Below are 25,086 nucleotides of genomic sequence, written 5' to 3' on the forward strand. Positions count from 1 at the left end.
GTCGCGCCGCGCTGATCAGCGCTTCTTCACCACCACGCTGCCGATGGAGTAACCCGCGCCGAAGGAGCAGATGACGCCCGCGTCGCCCGCCTTCAGGTCGCCGCGATGGTGGTGGAAGGCAATGATGGAACCCGCGGACGCCGTGTTGGCGTATTCGTTCAGGATCAGCGGCGCGACCTCGTCGCCGGCGTCGGCGCCCACCAGCTTCTTGATGACCAGCTGGTTCATGCCCTGGTTGGCCTGGTGCAGCCAGTAGCGGCTGACCTGCGTGGGCTCCAGGCCCAGCTTGCCCAGGTGGGTCTCGATGTGGGCCGCCGCCATGGGCACCACCTCCTTGAAGACCTTGCGGCCTTCTTGATAGAAGGTCAGGTCGCGGGCGTTGGGGTCGCGGTCTTCGGCGCGGTTCATGAAGCCGAAGTTGTTGCGGATGTTGCTGCTGAACTGCGTGGCCAGCTGCGTGCCCAGGATCTCCCACTGCTCGCTGCCGGTGGCCGTGTCGGCACGCTCGATGATGACGGCCGTGCAGACGTCGCCGAAGATGAAGTGGCAGTCGCGGTCGCGCCATTCCAGATGGGCCGACGTGATCTCGGGGTTCACGACCAGCACGCACTTGCTCGCGCCCGAGCGCACCGCGTTGTAGGCCTGCTCCAGCGCGAAGGTGGCCGACGAGCAGGCCACGTTCATGTCGAAGCCGTAGCCGCCCGCGCCCAGCGCCTGCTGGATCTCGACCGCCATGGCCGGGTAGGCGCGCTGCATGTTGGCACTCGAACAAAGCACGGCGTCGATGTCGGCGCCGGTCTTGCCGGCCTGCTGCAAGGCCTGTTTCGCCGCGTCGACGGCGATCTCGGCCATCAGCGAGATCTGGTCGTCGCCACGCGGCGCGAAACGCGGGTACATGCGGGCCGGGTCCAGCACGCCTTCCTTCTCGATGACGTAGCGCTGCTTGATGCCGGAGGCCTTCTCGATGAACTCGACGCTGGAGTGCGTCATCGCGGCACGTTCGCCGGCCGCGATCGCGTCGGCATGGAGCGCGTTCTGGCGATCGGCGTAGGCATTGAACGCTTCCACCAACTCGGCATTGGTGATGACGTGCGGGGGGCGGTACAGGCCGGTGCCGGAAATGACGACGGGCGGGAATGAAGCTTGCATGAAGAGGTCGCCCTGCTGATGTACGAAGGCTGAAATTTTATCGAGCCAATCCGGTGCCTTCAGTCGCCTTTAGCGTTCGACCATGCACGAAGACAGTCTCCTGCCCCCCGACGACGCGCTGCGCCTGACGCTGCACAACGAGGTGCACGCCCGGCCGCCGGCCCGCATCCGGCTGCCGGCCGTCATCGTCCACATCGCCGTATTGAACGACGGTGTCAGCCGTGCCGATGAGCTGGCTCATCTGCGCCTGCTGCCGGGCCAGCACGACCTGGCCGAGACGGCGCTGAGTGGCAATTTCGTGCGCCTGCGCTGCGGCGGCTTCTCGATGAAATGGGAGCGCCATGCCGAGTTCACGCGCTACTCCATCCTGCAGCCGCTGCCAGCCGACGCGCAAGCCTCACCGCAGGCGCTGGACCGGTTGGCGCTCCGCGTCGCGCCGGACTGGCTGGGGCTTATCCCCGGCCGCACCATCGCGGCGATCAAGCTGGTCATGGTCGAACGGTCGCTGGCCTTCACGCCCAGTGCGCTGGCAGAGGCGCAGGCCTGGTTCGGCGAGCAGGCCGTCGTCGCGTCGACGATGGGCGGGCATTCGCTGGTGGTCACGGACTTCCACATGCGCGCCACCGGCTTCGAGCACATCGTCGTGCTGGCCGAGCCCGGCACGCCGGAGACGCGCGCGGGCCGCATCTGCCAGCGCCTGCTGGAGTTGGAAACCTACCGTCTGATGGCCTTGCGCGGCCTGCCCGCGGCCAAAGCGCTGAGCGCGACGCTGGCCGAGTTGGAGGCCACCCTGGCCGCCATCACCGCGCGGCTGCAGGCGCGCGGCGCGTCTGAGGCCGAGCTGCTGGACGACCTGATATCCACCGCCGCCCGCGTGGAGCATGCGACGGCCCAGCACCAGTACCGCTTCGGGGCCACGCTGGCGTATCACGCCATCGTCGAGTCGCGCATCGAGGAGCTGCACGAGGGCAAGGTGGCCGGCACGCAGACGCTGGGCGAGTTCATGCAGCGCCGCCTGTCACCGGCCATCGCGACCGTGGACGCCACGGCCCAGCGCCTGTCCAGCCTGTCGCAGCGCATCACGCGCGCCAGCGCGCTGCTGCGCACGCGCGTGGACATCGCCACCGAGGCGCAGAACCAGCAGCTGCTGACGCAGCTGGGCGATGGCCAGCGCACGCAGTTGCGCATGCAGGCCACCGTGGAAGGCCTGTCGCTGGCGGCCATCACCTACTACGTGGTCAGCCTGCTGCTGTACGGCTTCAAGGCGCTGAAGAGCGAGGGCTGGCTGCCGGTGGCGCCGGAGGTGGCGGCGGGTGCGTCCATCCCGCTGGTGCTGCTGGCCGTGTGGCAAACGACGCGGCGCATCCACCGCAAGTTCTTCAATCACTGACCCGCACGTCCAGGCCCGGTCGGCGCAGCGCATCCAGCAGCGCAGGATCGGCCTGCGGCGTGACGAGGAGCGTGGACAGCGCGGCCAGCGGCGCCACGCGGTAGGGCGACACCTTGCCCAGCTTGTCGCTGCTGGCCATCAGCACCGTCTCGGCCGCCTGCGCCATCAGCAAGGCCTTGACCTGCGCCTCCTCGGCGTCGCCGGTGGACAGGCCGAACTCGGCATCCACGCCGGTCACGCCCAGGAAATAGCAGTCCGCTCGCAGCGCCTGGATGGCCTGGGCCACGCCGGCCCCCACGGCGACGCCGGAATGCTTGAACAGCCGGCCACCCAGCATCAACACCTCCACCGTCGGGTGCTCGATCAGCGCCGCGGCGATGACGGGGCTGTGCGTGGCAATGGTGGCGCGCAGCGTGGCCGGCAGCTGCTGCACCAGGGCCAGCGTGCTGGTGCCGCCATCGACGAACACCAGTTGCCCGTCGGCGATCAGCGAAGCCGCCAGCCGCCCCAGCGCACGCTTCTCGTCCACCGCGATGGCGCCGCGCCGCGCCAGGTTGGCCAGCGCGGGCGACACCGGCAGCGCGCCGCCGTGTACGCGCTGCAGCACGCCGCGCGCGGCGAGGTCACGCAGGTCGCGGCGGATGGTGTCCTCCGACACGTCCAGCCGCTCGGCCAGCTCGCGCGCCAGCACGCGGCCGCTCAGTTGCAGCTCATCCAGGATGGCCAGGTGGCGTTGCTCGGTCAGCATCTGCGGGGTTGCATGGTTTTGCGTTATTTTGCATGATTTATTTTCAATTCAGGAAAATTCATGCAACCACCGACCGAAACCCGCATTTCCGATCTGCCGCTGTCCGAACGCGTCCACGTGCAGCAGGTGAAGCTGCTGTCCGACAACTGGTACACGCTGAAGACCACGCGCTTCGATTTCCTGCGCAGCAGCGGTGATTGGCAGACACAGGACCGCGAGACCTATGACCGCGGCAATGGCGCCACGCTGCTGCTCTACCAGCGCGCACGCCGCCGCGTGATGCTGACGCGGCAGTTCCGCTACCCGGTCTTCGTCAACGGCTGGCAGCAGTTGATGGTGGAGACGGTCGCCGGGCTGTTGGACGAAGCCGATCCGGTCAGTTGCATACGCGCCGAAGCCGAGCAGGAGGCCGGCGTGCGGCTGCGCGAGGTGCAGCCGCTGTTCGAGGCCTACATGAGCCCCGGCTCGGTGACCGAGAAGCTGCATTTCTTCGCCGCCGAGTACGAGGAGCGTGACCTGGTGGGCGACGGCGGCGGCCTGGTCGACGAAGGCGAGGACATCGCTCGCTTCGAACTGGACTTCGACGAGGCCATGCGCCAGGTCGAGGCCGGCGAGATCGTCGATGCGAAAACCATCATGCTGTTGCGCTGGGCTGAGCGGCATGTGTTCGGCCCGCCGCCGAAGGCCGGGCCGCTGCTGGTCTTCATCGCCGGCCCCTACCGCAGCGGGACGGATGACCGCGACGACCTCATCGCTGCGAATGTGCAAGCCATGCAGGACGCCGCCGTCGAGGTCGCGGCGCTGGGCCATGTGCCGGTACTGGGCGAGTGGGTCACGCTGCCGCTGATCGAAGCGCAAGGCGGTCGACGCGGCGACGCCATCTGGAATTGCGTGTTCCACCCGCATGCCCAGGCGCTGCTGGAGCGCTGCGACTTGCTGCTGCGCATTGGCGGCGCATCGGCCGGCGCCGACGCCATGGTCAAGGCTGCATTGGCGCACGGCTTGCAGGTCCAATACGGCACGGCTTCCCTGCCCGCGCGGCCTGCGTAGAATCAATCACCGGGCCCAAATTTTGGCGTCCGGTTTTTTTTGCCCGCTGCAAACGCGGGCACGAAGCCGGCAGAGCCAAGTCAAGCGCTCGCAGCCCAGGTCGCGCACTGCATGAACGCGCGCCGCAACTGTGAACACCATTGACATGGAAATCTTCGACTACGACAACATCCTGCTGCTGCCCCGCAAGTGCCGCGTGGAAAGCCGCTCCGACTGCGACACCTCCGTGCAGTTCGGACCACACCGCTTCAAGCTGCCGGTCGTGCCGGCCAACATGAAGACCGTGGTGGACGAGTCCATCACCGAGATGCTGGCCCGGGAGGGCTACTTCTACGTGATGCACCGCTTCGACCTGGACAGCCTGGCCTATGCGCGCTCCATGCGCGACCAGGGCCTGATCGTGTCCCTGAGCGTGGGCGTGAAGCCGGCCGACTACGAGTTGGTGGACCGCCTGGCCACCGAAGGCCTGGGCGCCGACTACCTGACCATCGACATCGCGCACGGCCACGCCGAGAGCGTGCAGCGCATGATCGGCCACATCAAGGCCAAGCTGCCCGACACCTTCGTCATCGCCGGCAACGTGGGCACGCCCGAGGCCGTCATCGACCTGGAGAACTGGGGCGCGGATGCAACCAAGGTGGGCGTGGGCCCGGGCAAGGTCTGCATCACGCGACTGAAGACCGGTTTCGGCACCGGTGGCTGGCAGCTGTCGGCGCTGAAGTGGTGTGCCCGCGTGGCCACCAAGCCCATCGTCGCAGACGGTGGCATCCGCCACCACGGCGACATCGCCAAGAGCGTGCGCTTCGGTGCCAGCATGGTCATGGTGGGCTCGCTGTTCGCGGGCCACGAGGAGTCGCCCGGCAAGACCGTCGAGGTCGACGGCAAGCTGTTCAAGGAGTACTACGGCTCGGCGTCTGACTTCAACAAGGGCGAGTACCGCCACGTGGAAGGCAAGCGCATCCTGGAGCCGGTCAAGGGCAAGCTGTCCGACACGCTGCGCGAGATGCAGGAAGACCTGCAAAGCTCCATCTCCTATTCGGGCGGCACGCAGTTGGCGGACCTGAAGAAGGTGAACTACGTGATCCTCGGGGGCGAGAACGCAGGTGAACACCTGCTGATGTAAGCCGACATGGACTTCACCGCCTACCGCCGCCATGACGCGACCTCGCTGGCCGCCGAGGTGGCGGCAGGCCGGGTCAGCGCCAATCAACTGCTCGACCTGGCACTGGCCCGGCTGGCCGAAGTCCAACCCCGGCTGAACCCCGTCTGCCGGCTGATGCCAGACGCCGCGCGCGACCAGCTCGCGCGTGGCATTGCGGCCGGCCCGCTGGCCGGCGTGCCCTTGCTCATCAAGGACGCGGCCCAGCACTACGCCGGGCTGCCCACCGGCTTCGGCAGCCGCGCGCTCGCCGGCCTGTCACCGGCGCGCGAACACGCCCACGTGGTGCGGCGCTTGCTGAACGCAGGCGCCGTCATCTTTGGCAAGACCAACACGCCGGAGCTGGCGCTGAAAGGCGTCACCGACCCGCAGGCCTTCGGCCGCAGCAGCAACCCGTGGGACGTCACCCGCACGACCGGCGGCAGCAGCGGCGGCGCGGCAGCGGCCGTGGCCTCGGGCGTCTTGCCCATGGCCGCTGGCAACGACGGCGGCGGCTCCATCCGCATCCCGGCCGCCTGCTGCGGCCTGGTGGGCCTGAAGCCGTCACGCGGCCGCGTGTCGGTGGGGCCGCAGCAGGGCGAGGTCTGGTTCGGCGCCAGCAGCGAGGGCGTGCTGTCACGCAGCGTGCGCGACACCGCGCTGGCGCTGGACGTGCTGGCCGGCCCCGAGCCCGGCGACCAGGTCGCGCTGCCCTGCCCCCAAACCTCCTTCGCCGAACAACTGCGCACACCGCTGCGCCGCCTGCGCATCGCCTGGTGCGCCGAATCGCCCATCGGCGAGCCGGTGCACGACGAAGCACGCCTGGCCGTCGAGCGCAGCGCCGCGCTGCTGAAAAGCCTGGGCCATGCCGTCGAGCCGGCACAGCCGGACCTGGACGGCCGCGCGCTCGCCAACAGCTATCTGCACATCTACTTCGGCCAGGTGCCGGCCACGCTGAGCCAGGCCGTCGCCGCGGGCGGGCGCGAGGCCGACTTCGAGCCGCTGACCCGCCTCATCGCCGCTTTGGGCCGCGCCACGTCCGCCGAGCGGCTGACGCTGGAGCTGGGCCGCTGGAACGACTACGCCCGCGCGCTGGCCGCGCTGCATGCGCGCTACGACGTCTACCTGACGCCCACCCTCGCCTCGCCGCCGGTGCCGCATGGCACCGGCGATCCGCCGGCCGCGCAGGTGGCGGTGCTGAATGCGCTGCGCGCGTCGGGCCTGCTGAGCCTGCTGAAGCGCGCGGGGCTTCTGGAGGGCGTCATCCGCCAGATGGCCACCAACAGCCTGCGCCATGTGCCGTTCACGCAGCTGGCCAACCTGACCGGCACGCCGGCAATCTCGCTGCCGCTGCACTGGACCGCCGACGGCCTGCCGCTGGGCGTGCAGTTCATTGCGCCGCCGGGCGAGGACGGCCTGCTGCTGCAACTCGCCGCCGAGCTGGAAGCGGCGCAACCCTGGTTCGACCGCGTCCCTAGCTGAAGCGCACGGCGGCCTCGAAGCCCGGCTCCGCATTGCGCAGCTCCAGCCGGCTGCCATGCGCCTCGGCCACCAGCCGGCACAGGCTCAGGCCCAGGCCCACGCCGCCCTCGTGGCGCGTGCGGGCCACGTCGGGCCGGTAGAAGGGCTGGCCCAGCTGCGGCAGCGCCTCGGCCGGCACGCCGGGGCCGAAGTCGCGCACCACCAGCCGCACGCCGGCCCCGGCGCGCTGCAAGGTCAGCTGCACCGGACCGCGCGCCGCATCGTTGTGGCGAAGCGCGTTGTGCACGAGATTGCGCAGCAGCAGCTGCACGCGCAGCCGGTCCAGTTGCAGCGTCGGCAGGTCGGGATCGATGTGCAACTCGACGCCCGGCTGCGCCTGCTCGCGGGCCAGCGCGGCCATGTCCACCTCGCACAGCTGCAGCGCGCTGTGGCCACTGCCCAGCCGCTCGCTTTCCAGCAGCGCGGTGATGAGGTCGCGCATCTGCGCCAGCTCATCCAGCAGCGCGTCGCGCGAGCCGCTCTCGCCCACCAGCTCGGCATGCAGCCGCGCGCGCGTCAGCGGGCTGCGCAACTCGTGGCTGATGGCCAGCAGCAAGGCGCGCTTGCCATCCAGCATGGCTTGGATGTCGGCGGCCATCTGGTTGAAGCGCTGCGCGAGGTCGCCGATCTCGTCTCCGTGGATGATGGGAACGCGGTGCGAGAACTCGCCGCGCCGGAAGGCCTCGGCGCCCTGCGCCAGCGCATGCAGCGGCTGCACCATGTGGCGGATCATGCCGAAGGCCAGGCCCGTGACGACCAGCAGCGCCGGCACGGCCCACAGCAGCCCGTAGGCGCTGCCCATGGACGCCCAGAGGATGACGCTGCTGGCGCAGGCCAGCACGATGAAGATCGCGATGAGCCGCGCGCCCAGCGAATGCTTGAAGTGCTTGTGATGGCGATGCCAGCGCTGGTGCCAGCGATGCCGCACGCGCCAGCGGTACTCCCAGTCGCGGCTCATGCGCCGCGCGCGCTTGAGATGCTTGCGCTGCCAGCGCTCGCGCCAGCGGTGGTCATAGGGGTGGTTCACGGTTTCTCAGGCAGCGCGAAGCAATAGCCGGCGTTGCGCAATGTCTTCAGTGCCGCCAGCGGCTCCAGCTTGCGGCGCAGCCGGCTGACGAGGATGTCCACGGCCCGCGTGTACAGCTCGGCCTCCTGGCCGCGCAGCCGGTTCAGGATGTCGTCGCGCGAGAACACGCGGCCCGGCTCGCGGGCCAGCATCACCAGCAGCTCGTACTCGGTGCCGGTCAGCTCGATCGCACCACCACCAGCCTTCACCTCGCGGCGCGCCGTGTCGATCTGCAGGCCCTCGAAGCGGAGCAGCGCCAGGGGCTGCGGCGCCGCGGCCGGCGGCGGCGCGAAGCGCGTGCGGCGCAGGATGGTCTGCAGCCGCGCGGCCAGTTCGCGCGGCTCGAAGGGCTTGGGCAGGTAGTCGTCGGCGCCCAGTTCCAGGCCCACGACGCGGTCGGTCAGGTCGCCGCGCGCGGTCAGCATCAGCACCGGCATGTCGCGCCAGGGCTCGCTGCCGGCGCGCAGCCGCTTGCAGAACTCGAAGCCGTCCATCTCGGGCAGCATGCCGTCCAGGATCAGCGCGTCGAAGCGCTCGGCCGCGAGCCGGGGCAGCGCCTCGCTGGGCCGCGTGACGGCCTCCAGCTGCAGGTCGAAGCGGGCCAGGTATTGCGCGAGTGGCCCGGCCAGCGCCTCGTCGTCGTCAATCAGCAGCAGTCGGTGCATTGCGCATCAATTCTGCCCGCAGCCCCGGCGGCGCAGCGTCATGGAGCGCAGCAGCTCGCGCTGCTGGGCGCCCAGGCTGTCGAAGAAGTCCGCGAAGGCCGCGATGACGCCGGGCCCGGCCTCGCGCAGCGAGTCCAGCCGCGCGTCGATGAGCCGCTGCGCCGGCTCGCGGGCGAACTGTTCGCCGGCCATCAGGTCGGCCACCTCGGGGCCGCGCGCGAACTGCTTCAGCGCGTCGCGCTGGCGCTGGAGCTGTTCGAGCCAGATGGCCAGGCGGCGTTGCTGCTCGGCGTCCAGGCCCAGCTTGGCGCCCAGTCGTGCGACGAGGAGATAGGCAAAACCGTCAGCGTGATGGCCGAAGCCGTGGCCATGGCGGCCGTGGCCAAAGTGGTGGCGAAATTCGTGGTGCGCGTGCCAGCGGCGAAACAGGTTCATGGCGGGAATCCGGCGGGTTGGAGATGGCGCCCATGCTGGCCGCCCGCGCCGCGCCAAGCATCTCGGCGGCGTATCGCCGGGTTTCGTTTTGTACTGCGGCGCCGGCATTAACACGCCCGCGCGCCCTGGCACCCTCCCCAACCCGACCCGATCGTTCCGCCGCCGCAACGTCAAGCGTGGAGGGCGGGATATCCCCAGATCGCTGCCCGTCCGCACCTCCAAAAATAAAACGAACGGTCGTGCTTTTATCGGGCATGCCGGCCGTCTTCATTCCACGCCCGACGGAGACATGCATGAACCTCGCATTGCAGGGTTGGCGCCGCCGCGCCGCCCGCGGATTCGCTGTTGCGGCCGGCCTGCTGGCGCTGGCCGGCGCCCAGGCCGCCACGCTGGCCTGCCGCGCCCCCACACCGCTGGAAGCCGCCACCTTCACGACGCCGCTGGCGCTTCCCGGCGTCGTCTCGCCCAGGGACGGCACCTGCTTCATCCGCGGCCTGAAGGTCACGCGGCCGGACGGCGTGCGGCTGGCCGCCAATGTGTTCCTGCCGGCCGGCGCCAGCAGCGGCAGCGCGCCGGCCCAGTACCCGGCGGTCATCTTCATCAGCAGCTGGGCCTCGGCCGAGTTCTTCGAGTACCTGGGTCAGCAGCACCGCATGGCGCGCGACGGCTACATCGCCGTGGCCTACACGACGCGCGGCTTCTGGGACTCGGATGGCGTCATCGGCGTGGCCGGGCCGCTGGACGTCGCCGACGTCAGCGGCGTACTGGACTGGACGCTGGCGAACACACCCACCGACCCGGCCCGCGTGGGCGCGGCGGGCATCTCCTACGGCGCGGGCCTGTCGCTGCTGGCGCTGGGCAAGGAGCCGCGGCTGAAGACGGCCGTGGCGCTGTCCGGCTGGGCGACACTGATCGACCAGATGTATGCCAACCAGGTGCCCAACCCGACCTGGCTGAACATCCTGCAGCTGTCGGGCCAGGTCACGGGCCGGCTGGACCCCATCGTGGCCGAGTACAACGCGGCGATCCAGAACCCCGACACGCCGGCGGCCAAGCTGGCCGAGATTGCCGCCTGGGGCTGGCCGCGCTCGCCGCGCAGCGCGGTGGAGGCGATCAACGCCCGTGGCGCGCCGGTCTTCATCGGCAAGAACTGGCAGGACGACATGTTCTCGCCCAACTCGACGCTGGCGATGTTCAACGCCTTGACGGTGCCCAAGAAGCTGCTGCTGCAGCCGGGCATCCATGCGTCGGCCGAACTGCCGGGCGCGCTGCTGGACATCGCCAACCCGGTATGGGACGAGGCGCACCGCTGGATGGACCGCTGGCTGAGGGGCCGCGCCAACGGCATCGACAGCGAGCCGGCGATCTCGCTGCAGCCCAAGTTCAAGGGCTACCGCGAGACGCTGTCGGGCTGGCCGGCGCCAGAGCTGCGCACGCTGGACTACCAGCTGACGCCGCGCGGCGCGCTGCGCTGGGAGCTGTCCTGCCTGTGCTGGCGCGGCATTGCCGGCGAACTGAAGACCGGCCAGCGCGCCACCAGCGGCCGCGACAGCATCGGCAACGCGCTGGACACGTCGGCCACCACCGGCCCCCTGCCCGTGTTGTCGCCGCTGATGGAAAGCGTGGGCCTGCCGGTCATCAACCACATGCCCACCGTGCTGCCGGCCTTTGGCGTGCGCTATGAAGGGCCGTGGCTGAGCCAGCCGCTGAAGGTCCGCGGCGTGCCGGCGCTGAAGCTGCGCGTGGTGCCGTCGCGGGCGCGTGGCATGCTGGTGGCCTATCTGTACGACGTGGACGCGGCCGGCTTCGGCACGCTGATCACGCACGGCGCCCGCGCGCTGCATACGGCCACGCCGGGGCAGTCGCAGGACCTGAGCTTCGACCTGGTTGCCACCGGCTACGACGTGCCGGCCGGCCACCGGCTGGTGCTGGTGTTCGACACGCAAGACCACCTGTACGGCCCGCCCGTGCGGCCGGGTGAGCGCTTCGACATGGCGCTGGACTTCGGCGCCGGCAGCCCGTTGCAGCTGAAGCTGCAGACGCGCTGACGCGCGTTCGGCCGCACCGGGGTGGCTCCCGGTGCGGCACCTACAATCGCGGGTCCCCCAAAAGCCCAATTCCGCCCCGTTTTCATGGGGCGACGCCGCGATGACCGAACTTGCCAAGTCCTTCGAACCCGCCGCCCTGGAAGCCCACTGGGGCCCCAAGTGGGAAGCCGCCGGCCTGTATGCGCCGACGCTGGACCCGGCCAAGCCCTCCTTCAGCATCCAGCTGCCGCCGCCCAACGTGACCGGCACGCTGCACATGGGCCACGCCTTCAACCAGACGGTGATGGACTCGCTGACGCGCTACCACCGCATGCTGGGCGACAACACGCTGTGGGTGCCCGGCACCGACCACGCCGGCATCGCCACGCAGATCGTCGTGGAGCGCCAGCTGCAGGCCGCCGGCCAGAGCCGCCACGACCTGGGCCGCAAGAACTTCGTCGCCCGCGTGTGGGAGTGGAAGCAGCAGTCGGGCAACACCATCACCAGCCAGATGCGCCGCCTGGGCGACTCGGTCAGCTGGGCGCATGAGTACTTCACGATGGACGAGAAACTGTCCAGCGTGGTCGTCGAGACCTTCGTGCGGCTGTACGAGGAAGGCCTGATCTACCGCGGCAAGCGCCTGGTCAGCTGGGACCCCATCCTGCAGTCCGCCGTGTCGGACCTGGAGGTGTCGTCGGAAGAGGAAGACGGCTCGCTGTGGCACATCCGCTACCCGCTGGCCGACGGCTCGGGTTCGCTGGTCGTGGCCACCACGCGCCCGGAGACCATGCTGGGCGACGTGGCCGTCATGGTCCACCCCGAGGACGAGCGCTATGCCGCGCTGATCGGCAAGCTGGTCACGCTGCCGCTGACCGGCCGTGAGATCCCCGTCATCGCCGACGACTACGTGGACCGTGAGTTCGGCACCGGCGTCGTCAAGGTCACGCCGGCGCATGACACCAACGACTACGCCGTCGGCCAGCGCCACAACCTGCCGATGATCTCGGTGCTGGACCTGCAGGCCCGCATCAACGACAACGCCCCCGAGACCTACCGCGGCCTGGACCGCTTCGTCGCCCGCAAGCGCGTCGTTGCCGACCTGGAGGCGCTGGGCCTGCTGGTGGAAGTGAAGAAGCACAAGCTGCAGGTGCCGCGCTGCGAGCGCACCGGCCAGGTCATCGAGCCCATGCTGACGGACCAGTGGTTCGTCGCCACCACCAAGCCCGGCAGCAGCGGCAAGAGCATCGCCGATGGCGCCATCGAGGCGGTGGCCAGCGGCGAGCTGAAGTTCTTCCCCGAGCAGTGGGTCAACACCTACAACCACTGGATGGGCAACCTGCAGGACTGGTGCATCTCGCGCCAGCTGTGGTGGGGCCACCAGATCCCGGCCTGGTACGGCACGAACGGCGAGCTGTTCGTCGCGCGCAGCGAAGAGGAAGCGCAGGCCCGCGCCAAGGCCGCCGGCTATGTGGGCGAGCTGACGCGCGACCCCGACGTGCTGGACACCTGGTACTCGTCGGCGCTGGTGCCGTTCTCGACGCTGGGCTGGCCCGAGAAGACGCTGGAGCAGTCGCTGTTCCTGCCCTCCTCCGTGCTCGTGACCGGCTACGACATCATCTTCTTCTGGGTCGCCCGGATGATCATGATGACCAAGCACTTCACCGGTCAGGTGCCGTTCAAGGACGTCTACATCCACGGCCTGGTGCGTGACTCGCAGGGCCAGAAGATGAGCAAGTCCGAAGGCAATGTGCTGGACCCGGTGGACCTGATCCAGGGCTGCGACCTGGACACGCTGACGCAGAAGTCCACCACCGGCCTGCGCAAGCCCGAGACGGCGCCCAAGGTCGCCGCCCGCGTGAAGAAGGAATTCCCCGACGGCATGCCGGCCTATGGCGCGGACGCGCTGCGCTTCACGATGGCGTCCTACGCCTCGCTGGGCCGCAACATCAACTTCGACACCAAGCGCTGCGAGGGCTACCGCAACTTCTGCAACAAGCTCTGGAACGCGACCCGCTTCGTGCTGATGAACTGCGAAGGCCAGGACTGCGGCCTTGCCAATGCGCAAGGCCACTGCCCGCCCGGCTACAACAAGTTCAGCCAGGCCGATCGCTGGATCGTCAGCGAACTGCAGCGCGTGGAAGCGGTGGTGGCGCAAGGCTTTGCCGAGTACCGCCTGGACAACGTCGCCAACGCGGTCTACAGCTTCGTCTGGGACGAGTACTGCGACTGGTATCTGGAGATCGCCAAGGTGCAGATCCAGACCGGCGACGAAGCCCAGCAGCGCGCCACGCGCCGCACGCTGATCCGCGTGCTGGAGACCACGCTGCGCCTGCTGCACCCCATCGCCCCCTTCATCACCGAAGAGCTGTGGCAGACCGTCGCCCCGGTGGCCGGCCGCAAGACGGTGGACTACATCACGCAGGCCGGCTATCCCATCGCGGCGCCCGAGCGCATCGACGCCAACGCCGACGCCTGGATGGCCCAGCTGAAGGAAGTGGTGGGCACCTGCCGCAGCCTGCGCAGCGAGATGAACCTCAGCCCCGCCGAGCGCGTGCCGCTGCTGGTGGGCGGCGACCTGAGCTTCCTGACCGAAGCCGCCGCCGTGCTGAAGGTGCTGGCCAAGCTGAGCAGCGTCGAGCTGATCGCCGACGAGGCCGAGTTCGCGAAGCAGAGCGCCACATCGCCGGTGCTGGTGCACGGCGCGGCCAAGCTGGCGCTGAAGGTGGAGATCGACGTGGAGGCCGAGCGTGCGCGGCTGACCAAGGAGATCACCCGCCTGGATGGCGAGATCGTGAAGGCAGAGGCCAAGCTGGGCAACGAAAGCTTCGTGGCACGCGCACCAGCCGCCGTCGTGGAGCAGGAGCGAGCCCGCGTGGCCGGCTTCAAGGAGACGGTGGCCCGCCTGCGCGAGCAGCTGGCCCGCCTGGCTTAATAGGCGACGGCGCGCTTCTTTGCCTGCCCGGCGGCAGGCGCCTCGGCCAGCAGCTCGTCGATGGCCCGGGCCACGGCCCAGGCCGCGCGCACGCGCGACTCGCGCGTGGTGCCGGCCAGTCGTGGCGTGACCTGCAGCGTCGGCATGCCGTGCAGCGGGCGGCCCGCATCCAGCACGCCAGGCTCCATGCAATCGAACCACGCCGCGCGCATCTGGCCGCTGCGCAGCACGCGTGCCAGCGCCGCGTCATCGACCAGGCCCGACTGGCTCAGCACCACCAGCACCTGGCCAGCGCGCGCATGCTCCAGCTGGCGCGCGCCCAGCAGGCCACGGAAACGCTCGAAGTAAGGCAGCAGCAGCACCAGGCCGTCGCCGTGCTGCACCAGCTCCTTCAGGCCCACCGACTCGATGCCCCAGCGCGCCCAGATGCTGTCGTTCGGATGGCAGCCGGGGTCGTAGCCGATGACGCGGGCGCCGAAGGCCTGCAGCAGCTGGGCCATCACGCGGGCCGCAGGCGTCAGGCCCAGCAGGCCGATCGTGGCGCAGCCCAGTTCACGCCCTACCTTCAGGCCATCGCTGCCCTCCACCGGCACGCGCCGCAGCAGGCTCAGCAGCGACCCCATCGCGAACTCGGCCTCGGCGCTGGCCGTCGACGTCTGCGAGCGCACCACATCCACGCCGGCATTGCGGCAAGCATCGGCGTCGATGTTCTCGCCGCCGCCGCTGGCGCGGCCGATGGCGCGCAGCTGGCGAGCCCCGCGCAGCAGGTCCGCATCGATGCGCACATCGGGCGGCGCGATCAGTGCGCGCGCATGCTGCAACGCGGCGCTCAACCCCTCCGGGTCCCCGACCAACTCGGGCGCGAAGCGCGCGTCGTGGCGCTCGCCGAGCCACTGCACCACTTCCGCTTCCAGGGGTTCCAGGATGAGAACGCTCATTGTTCTTTGTGCCCAACTCAGGGGTCAGGACTGTCATCTTTGGCGTGACAGAATGGCCTGAACCTTGCTAACCCAGTGTAACCATGCCGTCTTCGCCCCGTTCGCCCATCACCAAAGCCATCTTCCCGGTCGCGGGCCTTGGCACGCGGTTCCTGCCGGCCACCAAGGCCCAGCCCAAGGAGATGCTGCCGGTGGTCGACAAGCCGCTGATCCAGTACGCGGTCGAAGAGGCTTATGAGGCGGGCGTGCGCGAGATGATCTTCGTGACGGGCCGCCACAAGCGCCCCATCGAAGACCACTTCGACATGACCTTCGAGCTGGAAGTGGCGCTGGAGAAGGCAGGCAAGCAGGAACTGCTGGAAGTGGTCCAGAGCGTCAAGCCCGCCGACATGGAATGCATCTACGTGCGCCAGGCGCAGGCCCTGGGCCTGGGTCATGCCGTGCTGTGCGGCCAGCGCCTCGTGGGCAACGAGCCCTTTGCCGTGCTGCTGGCTGACGACCTGATGGTGGGTCCTCAGCCCGGCCGCGGCATCCTGAAGCAGATGGTGGAGCAGTTCGCCGACTGGCGTGCCTCCATCCTGGCCGTGCAGGAAGTGCCGCCCGAGCACACACGCCGCTACGGCATCGTGGCCGGCACGCACGTGAATGACGACCTGATGGACGTCAACCGCATCGTCGAGAAGCCGGCCCCCGAAAGCGCGCCGTCACGCCTGGGCGTGGCGGGCCGCTACATCCTGACGCCGGGCGTCTTCCACGAGATCGCCAACCAGCCGCGCGGTGTGGGTGGCGAGATCCAGCTGACCGACGGCATCGCCGGCCTGCTGCGTCGCGAGAAGGTGTTCGCTTTCCGCTACGAAGGCAAGCGCTATGACTGCGGCAGCAAGGAAGGCTTCCTGCAGGCCAACGTCGAGCTGGCGCTGGCCCACCCGCAACTGGGCCCGGGCTTCAAGGAATTCCTGCAGGGTCTGGGGCTCTGACCCGCTGGTCAGCGTCGGCGCAGGATGTGGATGAATTCCGCGCCTGCAGTTTCCTGCTCCACCAGTTCGTTGCCGGTCTGACGCGCAAACGCCTGGAAGTCGCGCAGTGAGCCGGGGTCGGTGGCAACGACGCGCAGCAGTTCCCCGCTCAGCATCTCCGCCAAGGCCTTCTTGGCCTTGAGGATGGGCAGCGGGCAGTTCAGGCCCCGGGTGTCGATCTCGCGTTGGACGTCCATGGGGTTCATTCTCGCTTCATGCCCGACAGGTCGAGCCACTGAGGTTCGATGCCTTTGGAGCGCATCCAGGTGGCCAAAGCCTGCCCTGTGCCCTGCGGCCAGCAGCGCACGTCCTCAGGCGCGATGAGCTTGTACTCCGCCAGTTCGGGCGACAGCTTGATGTCCCCGCGCGCCTGCGCGTGATAGGCAATGATGATCTGGTTCATGCGCTGGAAGTCCCAGACACCCAGCAGGTTCAGCGCGTCGACCTGCAGCGAAGTTTCCTCAGCGATCTCGCGACGGATGCCGTCCTCGGGGCTCTCACCCGCCTCCATGAAGCCAGTGATCAGCCCGAAGAACTTGCCCGGCCAGGCGGCATTGCGGGCCAGCAGCACCTGACCGTCACGGTCCGTGCATTCGATGACGGCGGCGAGCACGGGAGTCGGGTTGTTCCAATGCGTCCAGCCGCAGGCCGGGCAGCGCAACCGCGTCTTGTCGCCACCGTCCTCGGCCAGCGTGATCGCGGCCAGCGGCGTCGCGCAGTCGGGACAGTAGGCGGGCGCCTTCACGCCGGGAACACGCCGGTGGAGAGATAACGGTCGCCGCGGTCGCAGACGACGAACACGATGGTCGCGTTCTCGACCTGCTTGGCAATCTGCAGCGCCACCCAGCAGGCGCCCGCCGCCGAGATGCCGGCGAACAGGCCCTCTTCGCGGGCCAGGCGGCGCGCCATGTCCTCGGCATCGGCCTGGCTGACCAGCACCAGTTCGTCCACACCCGTCGGATCGTAGATCTTGGGCAGGTAGGCCTCGGGCCACTTGCGAATGCCGGGGATGCGCGAGCCCTCGGCCGGCTGCGCGCCGATGATGCGCACGGCCGGGTTCTTCTCCTTCAGGAAGCGCGACGTGCCGGTGATGGTGCCGGTCGTGCCCATCGCGCTGACGAAATGCGTGATGCGCCCGCCGGTATCCGTCCACAGTTCAGGGCCGGTGGTCTCGTAGTGCACGCGCGGGTTGTCGGGGTTGGCGAACTGGTCCAGCACGCGCCCCTTGCCCTCGTTGGCCATCTGCTCGGCCAGGTCGCGGGCGTACTCCATGCCGCCGGTCTTGGGCGTCAGGATCAACTCGGCACCGAAGGCCTTCATCGTCTGCGCACGTTCGATGGACAGGTCCTCCGGCATGATCAGCACCATGCGGTAGCCGCGGATGGCCGCAGCCATGGCCAGCGCGATGCCGGTGTTGCCCGAGGTCGCCTCGATCAGCGTGTCGCCCGGCTTGATCTCGCCGCGCTCCTCGGCGCGCTTGATCATGCTGATGGCCGGGCGGTCCTTCACGGAGCCGGCCGGGTTGTTGCCCTCCAGCTTTGCCAGGATCACGTTGCCGCGCGCATCGGCGCCGGGCACGCGCTGCAGGCGCACGAGCGGCGTCTTGCCGATGACGTCTTCGAGGGTCGGATAGTTCATGGCGGGCGATTGTGGCAGTGCTCCCAAAGACCGAGCCTTGCCGAGTGCATAATGCGACCCCTCGCTGCAACGGCGAGCAAGCAGTTTCCGACGGGCCCGGGTGGCGAAATCGGTAGACGCAGGGGACTCAAAATCCCCCGCCGCAAGGTGTGCCGGTTCGAGTCCGGCCCCGGGCACCAGAAGAAACGGCTTTCATTGCGCTGGCATACTTGGCCGGCAAGCATCGGCTCCCCCGATGCGATGCGCCTCATACGGCGCCCAGTCCATACCCCATGCCCCCGCTGCCTCAGGTCACCAAAGCCTTCATCCTGGCTTGCGTCGGTGCCTTCTGCTTCTTCTACCTCTTCCCCTCGCTGGCCTTCTGGTTCGAGCTGTGGCCGCTGCAATCGGGCGCCTTCCTGCCCTGGCAGCCGCTGAGCTACGCTTTCCTGCACGGCGACTTCATGCACCTGCTGTTCAACATGCTGGGGCTGTGGATGTTCGGCGGTGAACTGGAGCGCGTCTGGGGGCCCAAGCGCTACACGCAGATCCTGGTCGCCAGCACGCTGAGCGCAGCGGCCGTTCAGCTGGCTTTCACCTTCGCCATCGGCACCAATGCGCCCACGGTGGGCGCCTCGGGCGCGATCTTTGGGCTGCTGCTGTCCTTCGGCATGCTGTTCCCCAACCGCATCATCGTGCCGCTGATCCCGCCCATCCCGATGAAGGCCAAGTACTTCGTCGCGATCTTCGGCGGGCTGGAGCTGATCCTGGGCTTCAGCCGCGCCAGCGGCGTGGCGCACTTCGCCCACCTGGGCGGCATGCTGGGCGCCTGGCTGCTGATCCGCCATTGGCGCTCGCCGCGCCGGCGCGGCTAAAGGCCGTCCTGCGGCGTCGGGTAGCGCAGCTGCAGGCGCAGCTCGCGCTTCAGGCGGTCATTCGAGATCCGCCGCGACTCGCTCCAGAAGCTCAGCTGCATCGCGCTCATGCGCTCGGCCGCCTGCGCGCGCGTGATGCGCTCGGGCCGTGGCAGGCCGGCCAGGTCGGCGGCCAGGTCGAAGTAGTCGCCCATCAGCAGGTGGCTGTCGTCGCAGACGTTGACCGCCCGCTGCGGCAGGCCGCGCAGCAACGCCAGCAGGCAGGCGCGGGCCAGGTCGTCGGCGTGGATGTGGTTGGTGAACACATCGTCCTCGCGCACCAGCACCGGTGTGCCCTTGGCCAGCCTTTCGCGTGGATGCCCGCCCTCGCGGTCGCGGGCGTAGATGCCCGGCACGCGCAGCAGCCCCACACGTGTGCCATGGCGCCGGCCGAACGCGCGCAGTTGCGCCTCGGCATGGACGCGGCGGGCCGCACGGTCCGTCGCCGGCCTCAGCGCGCGGGTCTCGTCTATCAGTGCGCCGCCACAGTCACCATAGACGCCCGTGGTGCTGACATAGACCAGCGCCGCTGGAGGCCGCCGCGCCAGCGCACCGAGCAGCTTGCGCGTGCGCGCATCGGTGTCGCCCTCCCTTGCCGGCGGCGCGAGGTGCAGCACGAGGTCCGCGAGGCCGGCCAGCCGTGACAGCGTGGCCGCGTCGTCCAGGTTGCCCACCAGCGGCACGGCGCCCGCGGCACGCAGCGCCGGCGCGCGTGTGGGGCTGGACGTCAGCGCGTACACGCGCCAGCGATCTGCAAGAAGCTTGAGCACGCGCAAGCCCACGTCGCCACAGCCAATGATCAGCAAGCTCGGGGTCATTCGGGGGTACGGCAAAATGGCGGGCAGTCTACGGCCCCGGGCTTCGATGCGGGGCCGCTTGCTTTTTTGCGCTCATGTCCTACCAGATCACCATCCAGCCCGCCGGCCGCACGTATCACACCGAGGGCGACGACACGCTGCTCGCCGCCGCCATCCGCAACGGCGTGGGCCTGCCCTACGGCTGCAAGGACGGCGCCTGCGGCTCTTGCAAGAGCAAGCTGCTGGAAGGCGCCGTCATCCATGGCAACCACCAGCCCAAGGCGCTGTCGGCCGAGGAGGAGGCAGCCGGGCTCGTGCTGACCTGCTGTGCACGGCCCCAGACCGACTGCACGATCGAGGCCCGCACGGTACCCGGCGCGGGTGAATTCCCCGTCTTGAAGCTACCGACCCGCGTCGCCGCCATGCTCAAGCCCGCGCCCGACGTGGCCGTGCTGACCATGCAGCTGGCCGCCAACCAGAACTTCCAGTTCCGCGCCGGCCAGTACGTCGAATTCATCCTGCGCGATGGCTCGCGCCGCAGCTACTCCATGGCCAATGCGCCCCACTCGCTGCCGGGCCAGATCGAGCTGCACATCCGCCACATGCCCGGCGGCAAGTTCACCGACCACGTCTTCGGCGCGCTGAAGGAGAAGGACATCCTGCGCATGGAAGGGCCGTTCGGCAGCTTCTTCCTGCGCGAGGACAGTGAGAAGCCCATCGTGCTGCTGGCCAGTGGCACCGGCTTCGCGCCCATCAAGGCCATCATCGAGCGGGCCCGCCACATCGGGTCCACGCGACCCATGGTGCTGTACTGGGGTGCGCGCAAGCAGGCCGATCTCTACCTGCACGACTGGATCGCGCAGGTCGCGGCCGAATGGCCCACGCTGACCTATGTACCGGTGCTGTCCGAAGCCGACGCCGGCTGGACCGGCCGCACGGGCTTTGTCCACCACGCGGTCATGCAAGACCTGCCGGACATGGCAGGCCACCAGGTCTATGCCTGCGGTGCCCCCATCGTCGTGGACTCGGCGCACCGCGATTTCGTCGCGCAATGCGGACTGCCCGAGAGCGAGTTCTACGCGGATGCGTTCACATCGGAAGCAGACAAACACACCAACGGTTGAGTGACACGATGTTCGAGCCGCCCTGGACTGCTCCCACCGAGGTCATTGACGCGCTCAAGCGCGATGGCGAAGCCGTGCTGGCGCCGTCGTCGCTGGCCGTACTGGGCGTGTCAGCCAGCGACCTCGATGCGCTCAAGCCCTGCTGGGACGACCTGCCGCCCGATGGTTATCTGAAGGACGGCGGCCGCTATCGCTTCCGCCGCCACGGCTGCTTCGTCGCTGACGGCGATGCGCTGACGCTGCAACCGCACCGCGCGCACTGGCAGCCGCTGGACTACAACGCGCTGCACGGCGGCATCCAACGCTGGTTCGTGCCGCTGGCCACCGAGATGAGCGAATCGCCGGCCTGGCGCGCGCTGCTGCTGGGGCTGGCCAGGACGGCTTCGACGCTGCGCGGCGAGCAGCGCTGGTTCATCGAGGCCCACCCGTTCCGCATCGACACCAGCGACGGCATCGGCCGCCCCACGCCCGAGGGCGCGCACCGCGATGGCGTGGACCTGGTGGCCGTGCTGTTCGTGGGCCGCCATGGCATCAAGGGCGGCGAGTCGCGTGTGTTCGAGGCCGACGGCCCGGCCGGCCAGCGCTTCACGATGACCGAGCCCTGGACCACGCTGCTGCTGGACGACGCCCGCGTCATCCACGAGACCACGCCCATCCAACCGCTGGTGGCCGGCGAGCGCGGCTGGCGCGATACGCTGGTCATCACCCTGCGCGGCGGCGGCTTCCAGGGCCCCTGACGCTACCCAACGCCTAGAATTCGACACGGCCGCGCTTACCCAGCGCGGCCGTTTGTCCATCACTGCTGCGCCAAAAGCGCCTACACCATGACGACCTCTCTCTTCGGCCTGCCCGAGCAAGCCGCCCATGAGCGCGTGCTGCTCGCCACCGACCCGGCCACCGGCCTCAAGGCCATCCTCGCCGTGCACAGCACCGCCCGCGGCCCCGCCTTCGGCGGCTGCCGCCTGTGGCACTACGACACCGAACTCGCCGCGCTGAACGACGCGCTGCGCCTGTCGCAGGGCATGAGCCTGAAGAACGCGCTGGCCGACCTGCCCTTCGGCGGCGGCAAGGCCGTCATCCTGAAGCCCGAAGGCCAGTTCGACCGCCCCGCGCTGTTCGCCGCCTTCGGCCGCGCCGTGCAGTCGCTGAACGGCGCCTACATCACCGCCGAGGACGTGGGCACCACCACCGCCGACATGCGTGGCATGCAGGCCCACACGCCCTTCGTCAGCGGCATCCCGCGCGAAGGCGCGTTCGGCGGCGACCCCAGCCCCAAGACGGCCTGGGGCGTGTTCGTGTCCATCCAGGCCGGCGTGCGCCTGGTGCTGGGCCGCAAATCCCTGGACGGCGTGCGTGTCGCGCTGCAAGGCCTGGGCGCGGTGGGCTGGCATCTGGCCGAGTTCCTGCACCAAGCCGGCGCGAAGCTGGTGGTGGCGGACGTGGACGCGGCCAAGGTCGAACGCGCAGTGGCGCAGCTCGGCGCGGTGGCGGTCCCCGTGGGCGAGATCCTCGCGGCCGATGTGGATGTGCTGGCACCCTGCGCGCTGGGCGCTTCGCTGAACGAACAGACCGTGCCGGCCCTGCGCGCCAAGCTCGTCGCCGGCGCGGCCAACAACCAGCTCGCCACGCCCGCCGACGGCGATGCGCTGCAGCGCCGCGGCATCTGCTACCTGCCCGACTACCTGGTGAATGCCGGCGGCATCATCAGCGTGGCACGCGAATACCGCGGTGAAGGCGAGGAAGCCGCCGTCATGGCCGAGGTCAGCAAGATCGGCGAGCGCGTGGAGGAGCTGCTGCAGCGCGTGCAGGTGGCCGACTCGACGCCCGCCCGCGTGGCCGACGACTGGGCGCGCAGCAAGCTCGTCAAGCTGGCCTGATCTCGCAGGCCTGAAGCAAAACGCCCGGCAGTGCCGGGCGTTTTTTCGTTGTCTCGCCGATTTACTCGCCGAGGTAGGCCGCTCTGACCTTGGGGTCGTTCAGCAGCGCACTGCCCTCACCCTCCATCGTCACCTCGCCCGACTCCATCACATAGCCGCGGTTGGCCAGCTGCAGCGCGCGGCTGGCGTTCTGCTCGACCAGCAGCACCGTCACGCCCTGCTGGTGGATGTCGTTCACGACCTCGAAGATCTTGTCCACCATGATGGGCGACAGGCCCATGGACGGCTCGTCCAGCAGCAGCACCTTGGGGCGAGCCATCAGCGCGCGGCCCATGGCCAGCATCTGCTGCTCGCCGCCGGACATCGTGCCGGCCAGCTGCTTGGCGCGCTCCTTCAGCCGCGGGAACAGCCCGAAGACCTTGTCCATGTCGGCGTCGATCTCGCCGTCCTTGCGGTTGTAGGCGCCCATCTGCAGGTTCTCGACGATGGTCATGCGCGTGAACGTGCCACGGCCTTCGGGCACCATCACGAGGCCTTTCTTGGCCAGGTCCCAGGCGCCCTTGCCCTTGATGGATTCGCCCAGGTAGGACACGTCGCCGGCCGCCACCGGCTGCAGGCCCGTGACGGCCTTCAGCGTCGTCGTCTTGCCCGCGCCGTTGGCGCCGATCAGCGATACCAGTTCGCCCTCGCGCACCTCGAAATTCACGCCCTTGACGGCCTGGATGCCGCCGTAGGCCACCTTCAGACCGCTGACCTTGAGCAGGGTTTGCTTTGCTTCTGCCATGTTCTGTGCCCCGCTCAATGTGCTTTGTGACCAGCGCCCAGGTAGGCCTCGATCACCTTCTCGTTGTTCTGCACCTCGGCCGGCGTGCCTTCGGCGATCTGCTTGCCGTAGTCCAGCACCGTCACGCGGTCGCACAGGCCCATCACCAGCTTCACATCGTGCTCGATGAGCAGGATGGTGCGGCCGTCGTTGCGGATGCGGTCGATCAGCTCGCGCAGAACGACCTTCTCGGTCGCGTTCATGCCGGCGGCGGGCTCGTCCAACGCGATCAGCTGCGGATCGGTGGCGAGGGCTCGGGCGATCTCCAGACGTCGCTGATCGCCATAGCTCAGCGTGCGGGCCTTGAAGTCCGCGTACTTGGCGATGCCGACATACTCCAGCAACTCCAGCGCACGCGCCTTGATCGCGGCCTCCTCGGCCTTGAACTTGGGCGTGCGCAGCACAGCGCCGAACAGGCCGGACTTGGTGCGGATGTGCCGGCCCACCATGACGTTCTCGATGGCCGTCATGTCGGCGAACAGACGGATGTTCTGGAAGGTGCGCGCGATGCCGGCCTTGGCGACCTGGTGCACGGCCTGCGGCGTGTAAGGCGTGCCGCCCAGCGAGAAGCTGCCGCCGTCGGGCGTGTACAGGCCCGTGATGACATTGAAGAAGGTCGTCTTGCCGGCGCCGTTGGGGCCGATCAGGCCGTAGACCTGGCCGCGCTGGATCTGGATGCCGACGTCGGACAGGGCCTGCACGCCGCCGAAGCGCTTGGACGCGCCGCTGACGTTGAGGACGATGTTGTCGTGGGTGGTCATGTCGTGCCTCTCCTCACTTTGCGGCAGGAGCCGGCTTGCCATGCTCCGGCGCGGGCCACAGGCCGCGCGGACGGATCAGCATGATGGTGATCATGGCCAGCGCCACCAGCAGCTGGCGCAGGATGGACGCGTCGATGCGGCCGTCCGTCATCTGCTGGATGTCGCCGGCCACATAGCGCAGCACCTCCGGCAGGGCCGCCAGCATCAGCGCGCCCAGGATGACGCCGGGGATGTGGCCGATGCCGCCCAGCACCACCATCGCGACGATCATCACCGACTCCTGCAGGCTGAAGGACTCGGGCGACACGAAGCCCTGGAAGCTCGCGAACATCGCACCCGCCACGCCGCCGAAGGTGGCGCCCATGCCGAAGGCCAGCAGCTTCATGTTGCGGGTGTTGATGCCCATGGCCTTGGCGGCGATCTCGTCCTCGCGGATGGCCATCCAGGCGCGTCCGATGCGCGACTGCTCGAGCCGGTAGCAGATGATCACGCTGCCCACCACCAGCGCCAGGAACAGGTAGTAGTACAGGGTCACCGACGGCAGCGTGTAATCGCCGATCTGCCAGGACTTGCCCAGGTTGATGCCAAAGATGTGGAAGGAGTCGATCTGGCCAATGCCGCGCGGGCCATTGGTCACGTTGACCGGATGCTCGAGATTGTTCAGGAACACACGGATGATCTCGCCGAAGCCCAGCGTCACGATGGCCAGATAGTCGCCGCGCAGCTTCAGCGTCGGCGCGCCCAGCGCGACGCCGAACAGCGCCGCAATGCCGGCCGCCAGCGGGATGATGAACCAGATGGGCGAGTGCAGCCCGTTGGGGAAGGCCGCCTTGAAGGCCTCGAAGTTCTCGCTCAGGTGCGGGCTGGCCATCAGCGCGAACATGTACGAGCCCACTGCGTAGAAGGCCACGTAGCCCAGGTCCAGCAGGCCGGCGTAGCCGACCACGATGTTCAGGCCCAGCGCGAGCAGCACGTACAGCAGCGCCAGGTCGATGATGCGCACGGGGCCGCTGCCGAACTGCTGGGCGAACAGCGGCACGACCAGCAGGCCCACGGCCGCGAGCAGGAAGGTGATGAGTTTCTTGGCTTGCATGTTCT

The 25,086-nt window shown here is 68.9% G+C and carries 23 protein-coding genes, 1 tRNA gene and 1 pseudogene; 12 read left to right on the forward strand and 13 right to left on the reverse strand.

The window, feature by feature from the left end:
* Positions 1-15: 15 nt before the first annotated feature.
* Entirely contained in the window at positions 16-1,149 is a 1,134-nt protein-coding gene (locus tag J2X21_RS15805) for a beta-ketoacyl-ACP synthase III (RefSeq protein WP_310330201.1), read from the reverse strand.
* 82 nt (positions 1,150-1,231) lie between these two features.
* Between J2X21_RS15805 and J2X21_RS15810 the strand changes: the two genes are divergently transcribed.
* Complete coding sequence (locus tag J2X21_RS15810) at positions 1,232-2,539, forward strand: DUF3422 family protein (protein WP_310330203.1); 1,308 nt, start codon at positions 1,232-1,234, stop codon at positions 2,537-2,539.
* Here the strand turns inward: J2X21_RS15810 and J2X21_RS15815 are convergent.
* Complete coding sequence (locus tag J2X21_RS15815; RefSeq protein WP_310330204.1) at positions 2,529-3,287, reverse strand: DeoR/GlpR family DNA-binding transcription regulator; 759 nt, start codon at positions 3,285-3,287, stop codon at positions 2,529-2,531. The two genes, J2X21_RS15810 and J2X21_RS15815, sit on opposite strands and share 11 nt — an antisense overlap.
* An 84-nt stretch (positions 3,288-3,371) precedes the next feature.
* On the opposite strand from J2X21_RS15815, the pseudogene J2X21_RS15820 reads away from it, so the two are divergent.
* From J2X21_RS15820 to J2X21_RS15830, 3 genes and pseudogenes are all read left to right on the forward strand, one after another.
* Positions 3,372-3,950 (forward strand): annotated as a pseudogene (locus J2X21_RS15820) (GDP-mannose pyrophosphatase); the annotation flags it as partial.
* A 532-nt stretch (positions 3,951-4,482) separates the two neighbouring features.
* Positions 4,483-5,460 carry a GMP reductase gene (locus tag J2X21_RS15825; protein ID WP_310330624.1) on the forward strand — a complete coding sequence of 326 codons (978 nt, stop codon included), beginning with the start codon at positions 4,483-4,485 and terminating at the stop codon, positions 5,458-5,460.
* A 6-nt stretch (positions 5,461-5,466) separates the two neighbouring features.
* Complete coding sequence (locus J2X21_RS15830) at positions 5,467-6,957, forward strand: amidase (protein WP_310330206.1); 1,491 nt, start codon at positions 5,467-5,469, stop codon at positions 6,955-6,957.
* On the opposite strand, the gene J2X21_RS15835 is transcribed toward J2X21_RS15830, so the two are convergent.
* The 3 genes from J2X21_RS15835 to J2X21_RS15845 are packed head-to-tail and all read right to left on the reverse strand — an operon-like array spanning position 6,950 to position 9,162.
* On the reverse strand, positions 6,950-8,023 hold the full coding sequence (locus J2X21_RS15835) for a HAMP domain-containing sensor histidine kinase (RefSeq protein WP_310330207.1): 1,074 nt from the start codon (positions 8,021-8,023) through the stop codon (positions 6,950-6,952). The two genes, J2X21_RS15830 and J2X21_RS15835, sit on opposite strands and share 8 nt — an antisense overlap.
* Entirely contained in the window at positions 8,020-8,727 is a 708-nt protein-coding gene (locus tag J2X21_RS15840; protein ID WP_310330209.1) for a response regulator transcription factor, read from the reverse strand. The genes J2X21_RS15835 and J2X21_RS15840 overlap by 4 nt, the downstream gene beginning before the upstream one ends.
* A 6-nt stretch (positions 8,728-8,733) precedes the next feature.
* Positions 8,734-9,162, reverse strand: a complete 429-nt coding sequence (locus J2X21_RS15845) for a hypothetical protein (RefSeq protein ID WP_310330211.1) — start codon at positions 9,160-9,162, stop codon at positions 8,734-8,736.
* Positions 9,163-9,455: 293 nt separating this feature from the next.
* Between J2X21_RS15845 and J2X21_RS15850 the strand changes: the two genes are divergently transcribed.
* Positions 9,456-11,210, forward strand: a complete 1,755-nt coding sequence (locus J2X21_RS15850) for a CocE/NonD family hydrolase (RefSeq protein ID WP_310330213.1) — start codon at positions 9,456-9,458, stop codon at positions 11,208-11,210.
* A 100-nt stretch (positions 11,211-11,310) separates the two neighbouring features.
* On the forward strand, positions 11,311-14,121 hold the full coding sequence (locus tag J2X21_RS15855; RefSeq protein WP_310330214.1) for a valine--tRNA ligase: 2,811 nt from the start codon (positions 11,311-11,313) through the stop codon (positions 14,119-14,121).
* Here the strand turns inward: J2X21_RS15855 and J2X21_RS15860 are convergent.
* A complete protein-coding gene (locus J2X21_RS15860) occupies positions 14,118-15,059 on the reverse strand; it encodes an NAD(P)-dependent oxidoreductase (RefSeq protein ID WP_310330215.1) in 942 nt (313 codons plus the stop codon). The two genes, J2X21_RS15855 and J2X21_RS15860, sit on opposite strands and share 4 nt — an antisense overlap.
* 83 nt (positions 15,060-15,142) lie before the next feature.
* Between J2X21_RS15860 and galU the strand changes: the two genes are divergently transcribed.
* Positions 15,143-16,036 (forward strand): UTP--glucose-1-phosphate uridylyltransferase GalU, encoded by an 894-nt coding sequence (gene galU / locus J2X21_RS15865; RefSeq protein WP_310330216.1) that lies wholly within the window; start codon positions 15,143-15,145, stop codon positions 16,034-16,036.
* An 8-nt stretch (positions 16,037-16,044) separates the two neighbouring features.
* On the opposite strand, the gene J2X21_RS15870 is transcribed toward galU, so the two are convergent.
* From J2X21_RS15870 to cysM, 3 genes are read right to left on the reverse strand one after another with little or no spacing between them, the layout of a single operon-like run.
* Positions 16,045-16,272, reverse strand: coding sequence for a sulfurtransferase TusA family protein (locus J2X21_RS15870; RefSeq protein WP_310330217.1), 228 nt, complete (start codon positions 16,270-16,272; stop codon positions 16,045-16,047).
* A 5-nt stretch (positions 16,273-16,277) separates the two neighbouring features.
* Positions 16,278-16,820 (reverse strand): NUDIX domain-containing protein, encoded by a 543-nt coding sequence (locus J2X21_RS15875; RefSeq protein WP_310330218.1) that lies wholly within the window; start codon positions 16,818-16,820, stop codon positions 16,278-16,280.
* Entirely contained in the window at positions 16,817-17,713 is an 897-nt protein-coding gene (cysM, locus tag J2X21_RS15880; RefSeq protein ID WP_310330219.1) for a cysteine synthase CysM, read from the reverse strand. The genes J2X21_RS15875 and cysM overlap by 4 nt, the downstream gene beginning before the upstream one ends.
* 94 nt (positions 17,714-17,807) lie before the next feature.
* On the opposite strand from cysM, the gene J2X21_RS15885 reads away from it, so the two are divergent.
* A tRNA-Leu gene (locus tag J2X21_RS15885) sits at positions 17,808-17,892 on the forward strand.
* A 93-nt stretch (positions 17,893-17,985) separates the two neighbouring features.
* Positions 17,986-18,567, forward strand: coding sequence for a rhomboid family intramembrane serine protease (locus J2X21_RS15890; protein WP_310330220.1), 582 nt, complete (start codon positions 17,986-17,988; stop codon positions 18,565-18,567).
* Here J2X21_RS15890 and J2X21_RS15895 read toward each other — a convergent pair.
* On the reverse strand, positions 18,564-19,424 hold the full coding sequence (locus tag J2X21_RS15895; RefSeq protein ID WP_310330221.1) for an SDR family oxidoreductase: 861 nt from the start codon (positions 19,422-19,424) through the stop codon (positions 18,564-18,566). The genes J2X21_RS15890 and J2X21_RS15895 overlap by 4 nt on opposite strands.
* Before the next feature lie 74 nt (positions 19,425-19,498).
* On the opposite strand from J2X21_RS15895, the gene J2X21_RS15900 reads away from it, so the two are divergent.
* The 3 genes from J2X21_RS15900 (at position 19,499) to J2X21_RS15910 (ending at position 22,404) form a co-directional block, all read left to right on the forward strand.
* Positions 19,499-20,527 carry a CDP-6-deoxy-delta-3,4-glucoseen reductase gene (locus J2X21_RS15900; protein ID WP_310330222.1) on the forward strand — a complete coding sequence of 343 codons (1,029 nt, stop codon included), beginning with the start codon at positions 19,499-19,501 and terminating at the stop codon, positions 20,525-20,527.
* The gene (locus tag J2X21_RS15905) at positions 20,524-21,264 is read left to right on the forward strand and encodes a 2OG-Fe dioxygenase family protein (protein WP_310330224.1); all 741 of its coding nucleotides are present in this window, start codon (positions 20,524-20,526) and stop codon (positions 21,262-21,264) included. Before J2X21_RS15900 ends, J2X21_RS15905 begins: the two co-directional genes overlap by 4 nt.
* Before the next feature lie 87 nt (positions 21,265-21,351).
* The gene (locus tag J2X21_RS15910; RefSeq protein WP_310330226.1) at positions 21,352-22,404 is read left to right on the forward strand and encodes a Leu/Phe/Val dehydrogenase; all 1,053 of its coding nucleotides are present in this window, start codon (positions 21,352-21,354) and stop codon (positions 22,402-22,404) included.
* Between the two features lie 61 nt (positions 22,405-22,465).
* Here the strand turns inward: J2X21_RS15910 and J2X21_RS15915 are convergent, their stop codons facing one another.
* The 3 genes from J2X21_RS15915 to J2X21_RS15925 are packed head-to-tail and all read right to left on the reverse strand — an operon-like array spanning position 22,466 to position 25,081.
* Complete coding sequence (locus J2X21_RS15915) at positions 22,466-23,188, reverse strand: ABC transporter ATP-binding protein (protein ID WP_310330227.1); 723 nt, start codon at positions 23,186-23,188, stop codon at positions 22,466-22,468.
* Positions 23,189-23,202: 14 nt separating this feature from the next.
* The gene (locus J2X21_RS15920) at positions 23,203-23,988 is read right to left on the reverse strand and encodes an ABC transporter ATP-binding protein (RefSeq protein ID WP_310330229.1); all 786 of its coding nucleotides are present in this window, start codon (positions 23,986-23,988) and stop codon (positions 23,203-23,205) included.
* 13 nt (positions 23,989-24,001) lie between these two features.
* Positions 24,002-25,081, reverse strand: coding sequence for a branched-chain amino acid ABC transporter permease (locus J2X21_RS15925; protein WP_310330230.1), 1,080 nt, complete (start codon positions 25,079-25,081; stop codon positions 24,002-24,004).
* Between the last annotated feature and the right edge of the window lie 5 nt (positions 25,082-25,086).

The sequence above is a fragment of the Roseateles asaccharophilus genome, from assembly GCF_031458115.1.
GTDB classification, from domain to species: Bacteria; Pseudomonadota; Gammaproteobacteria; order Burkholderiales; family Burkholderiaceae_C; genus Pelomonas; species Pelomonas asaccharophilus_A.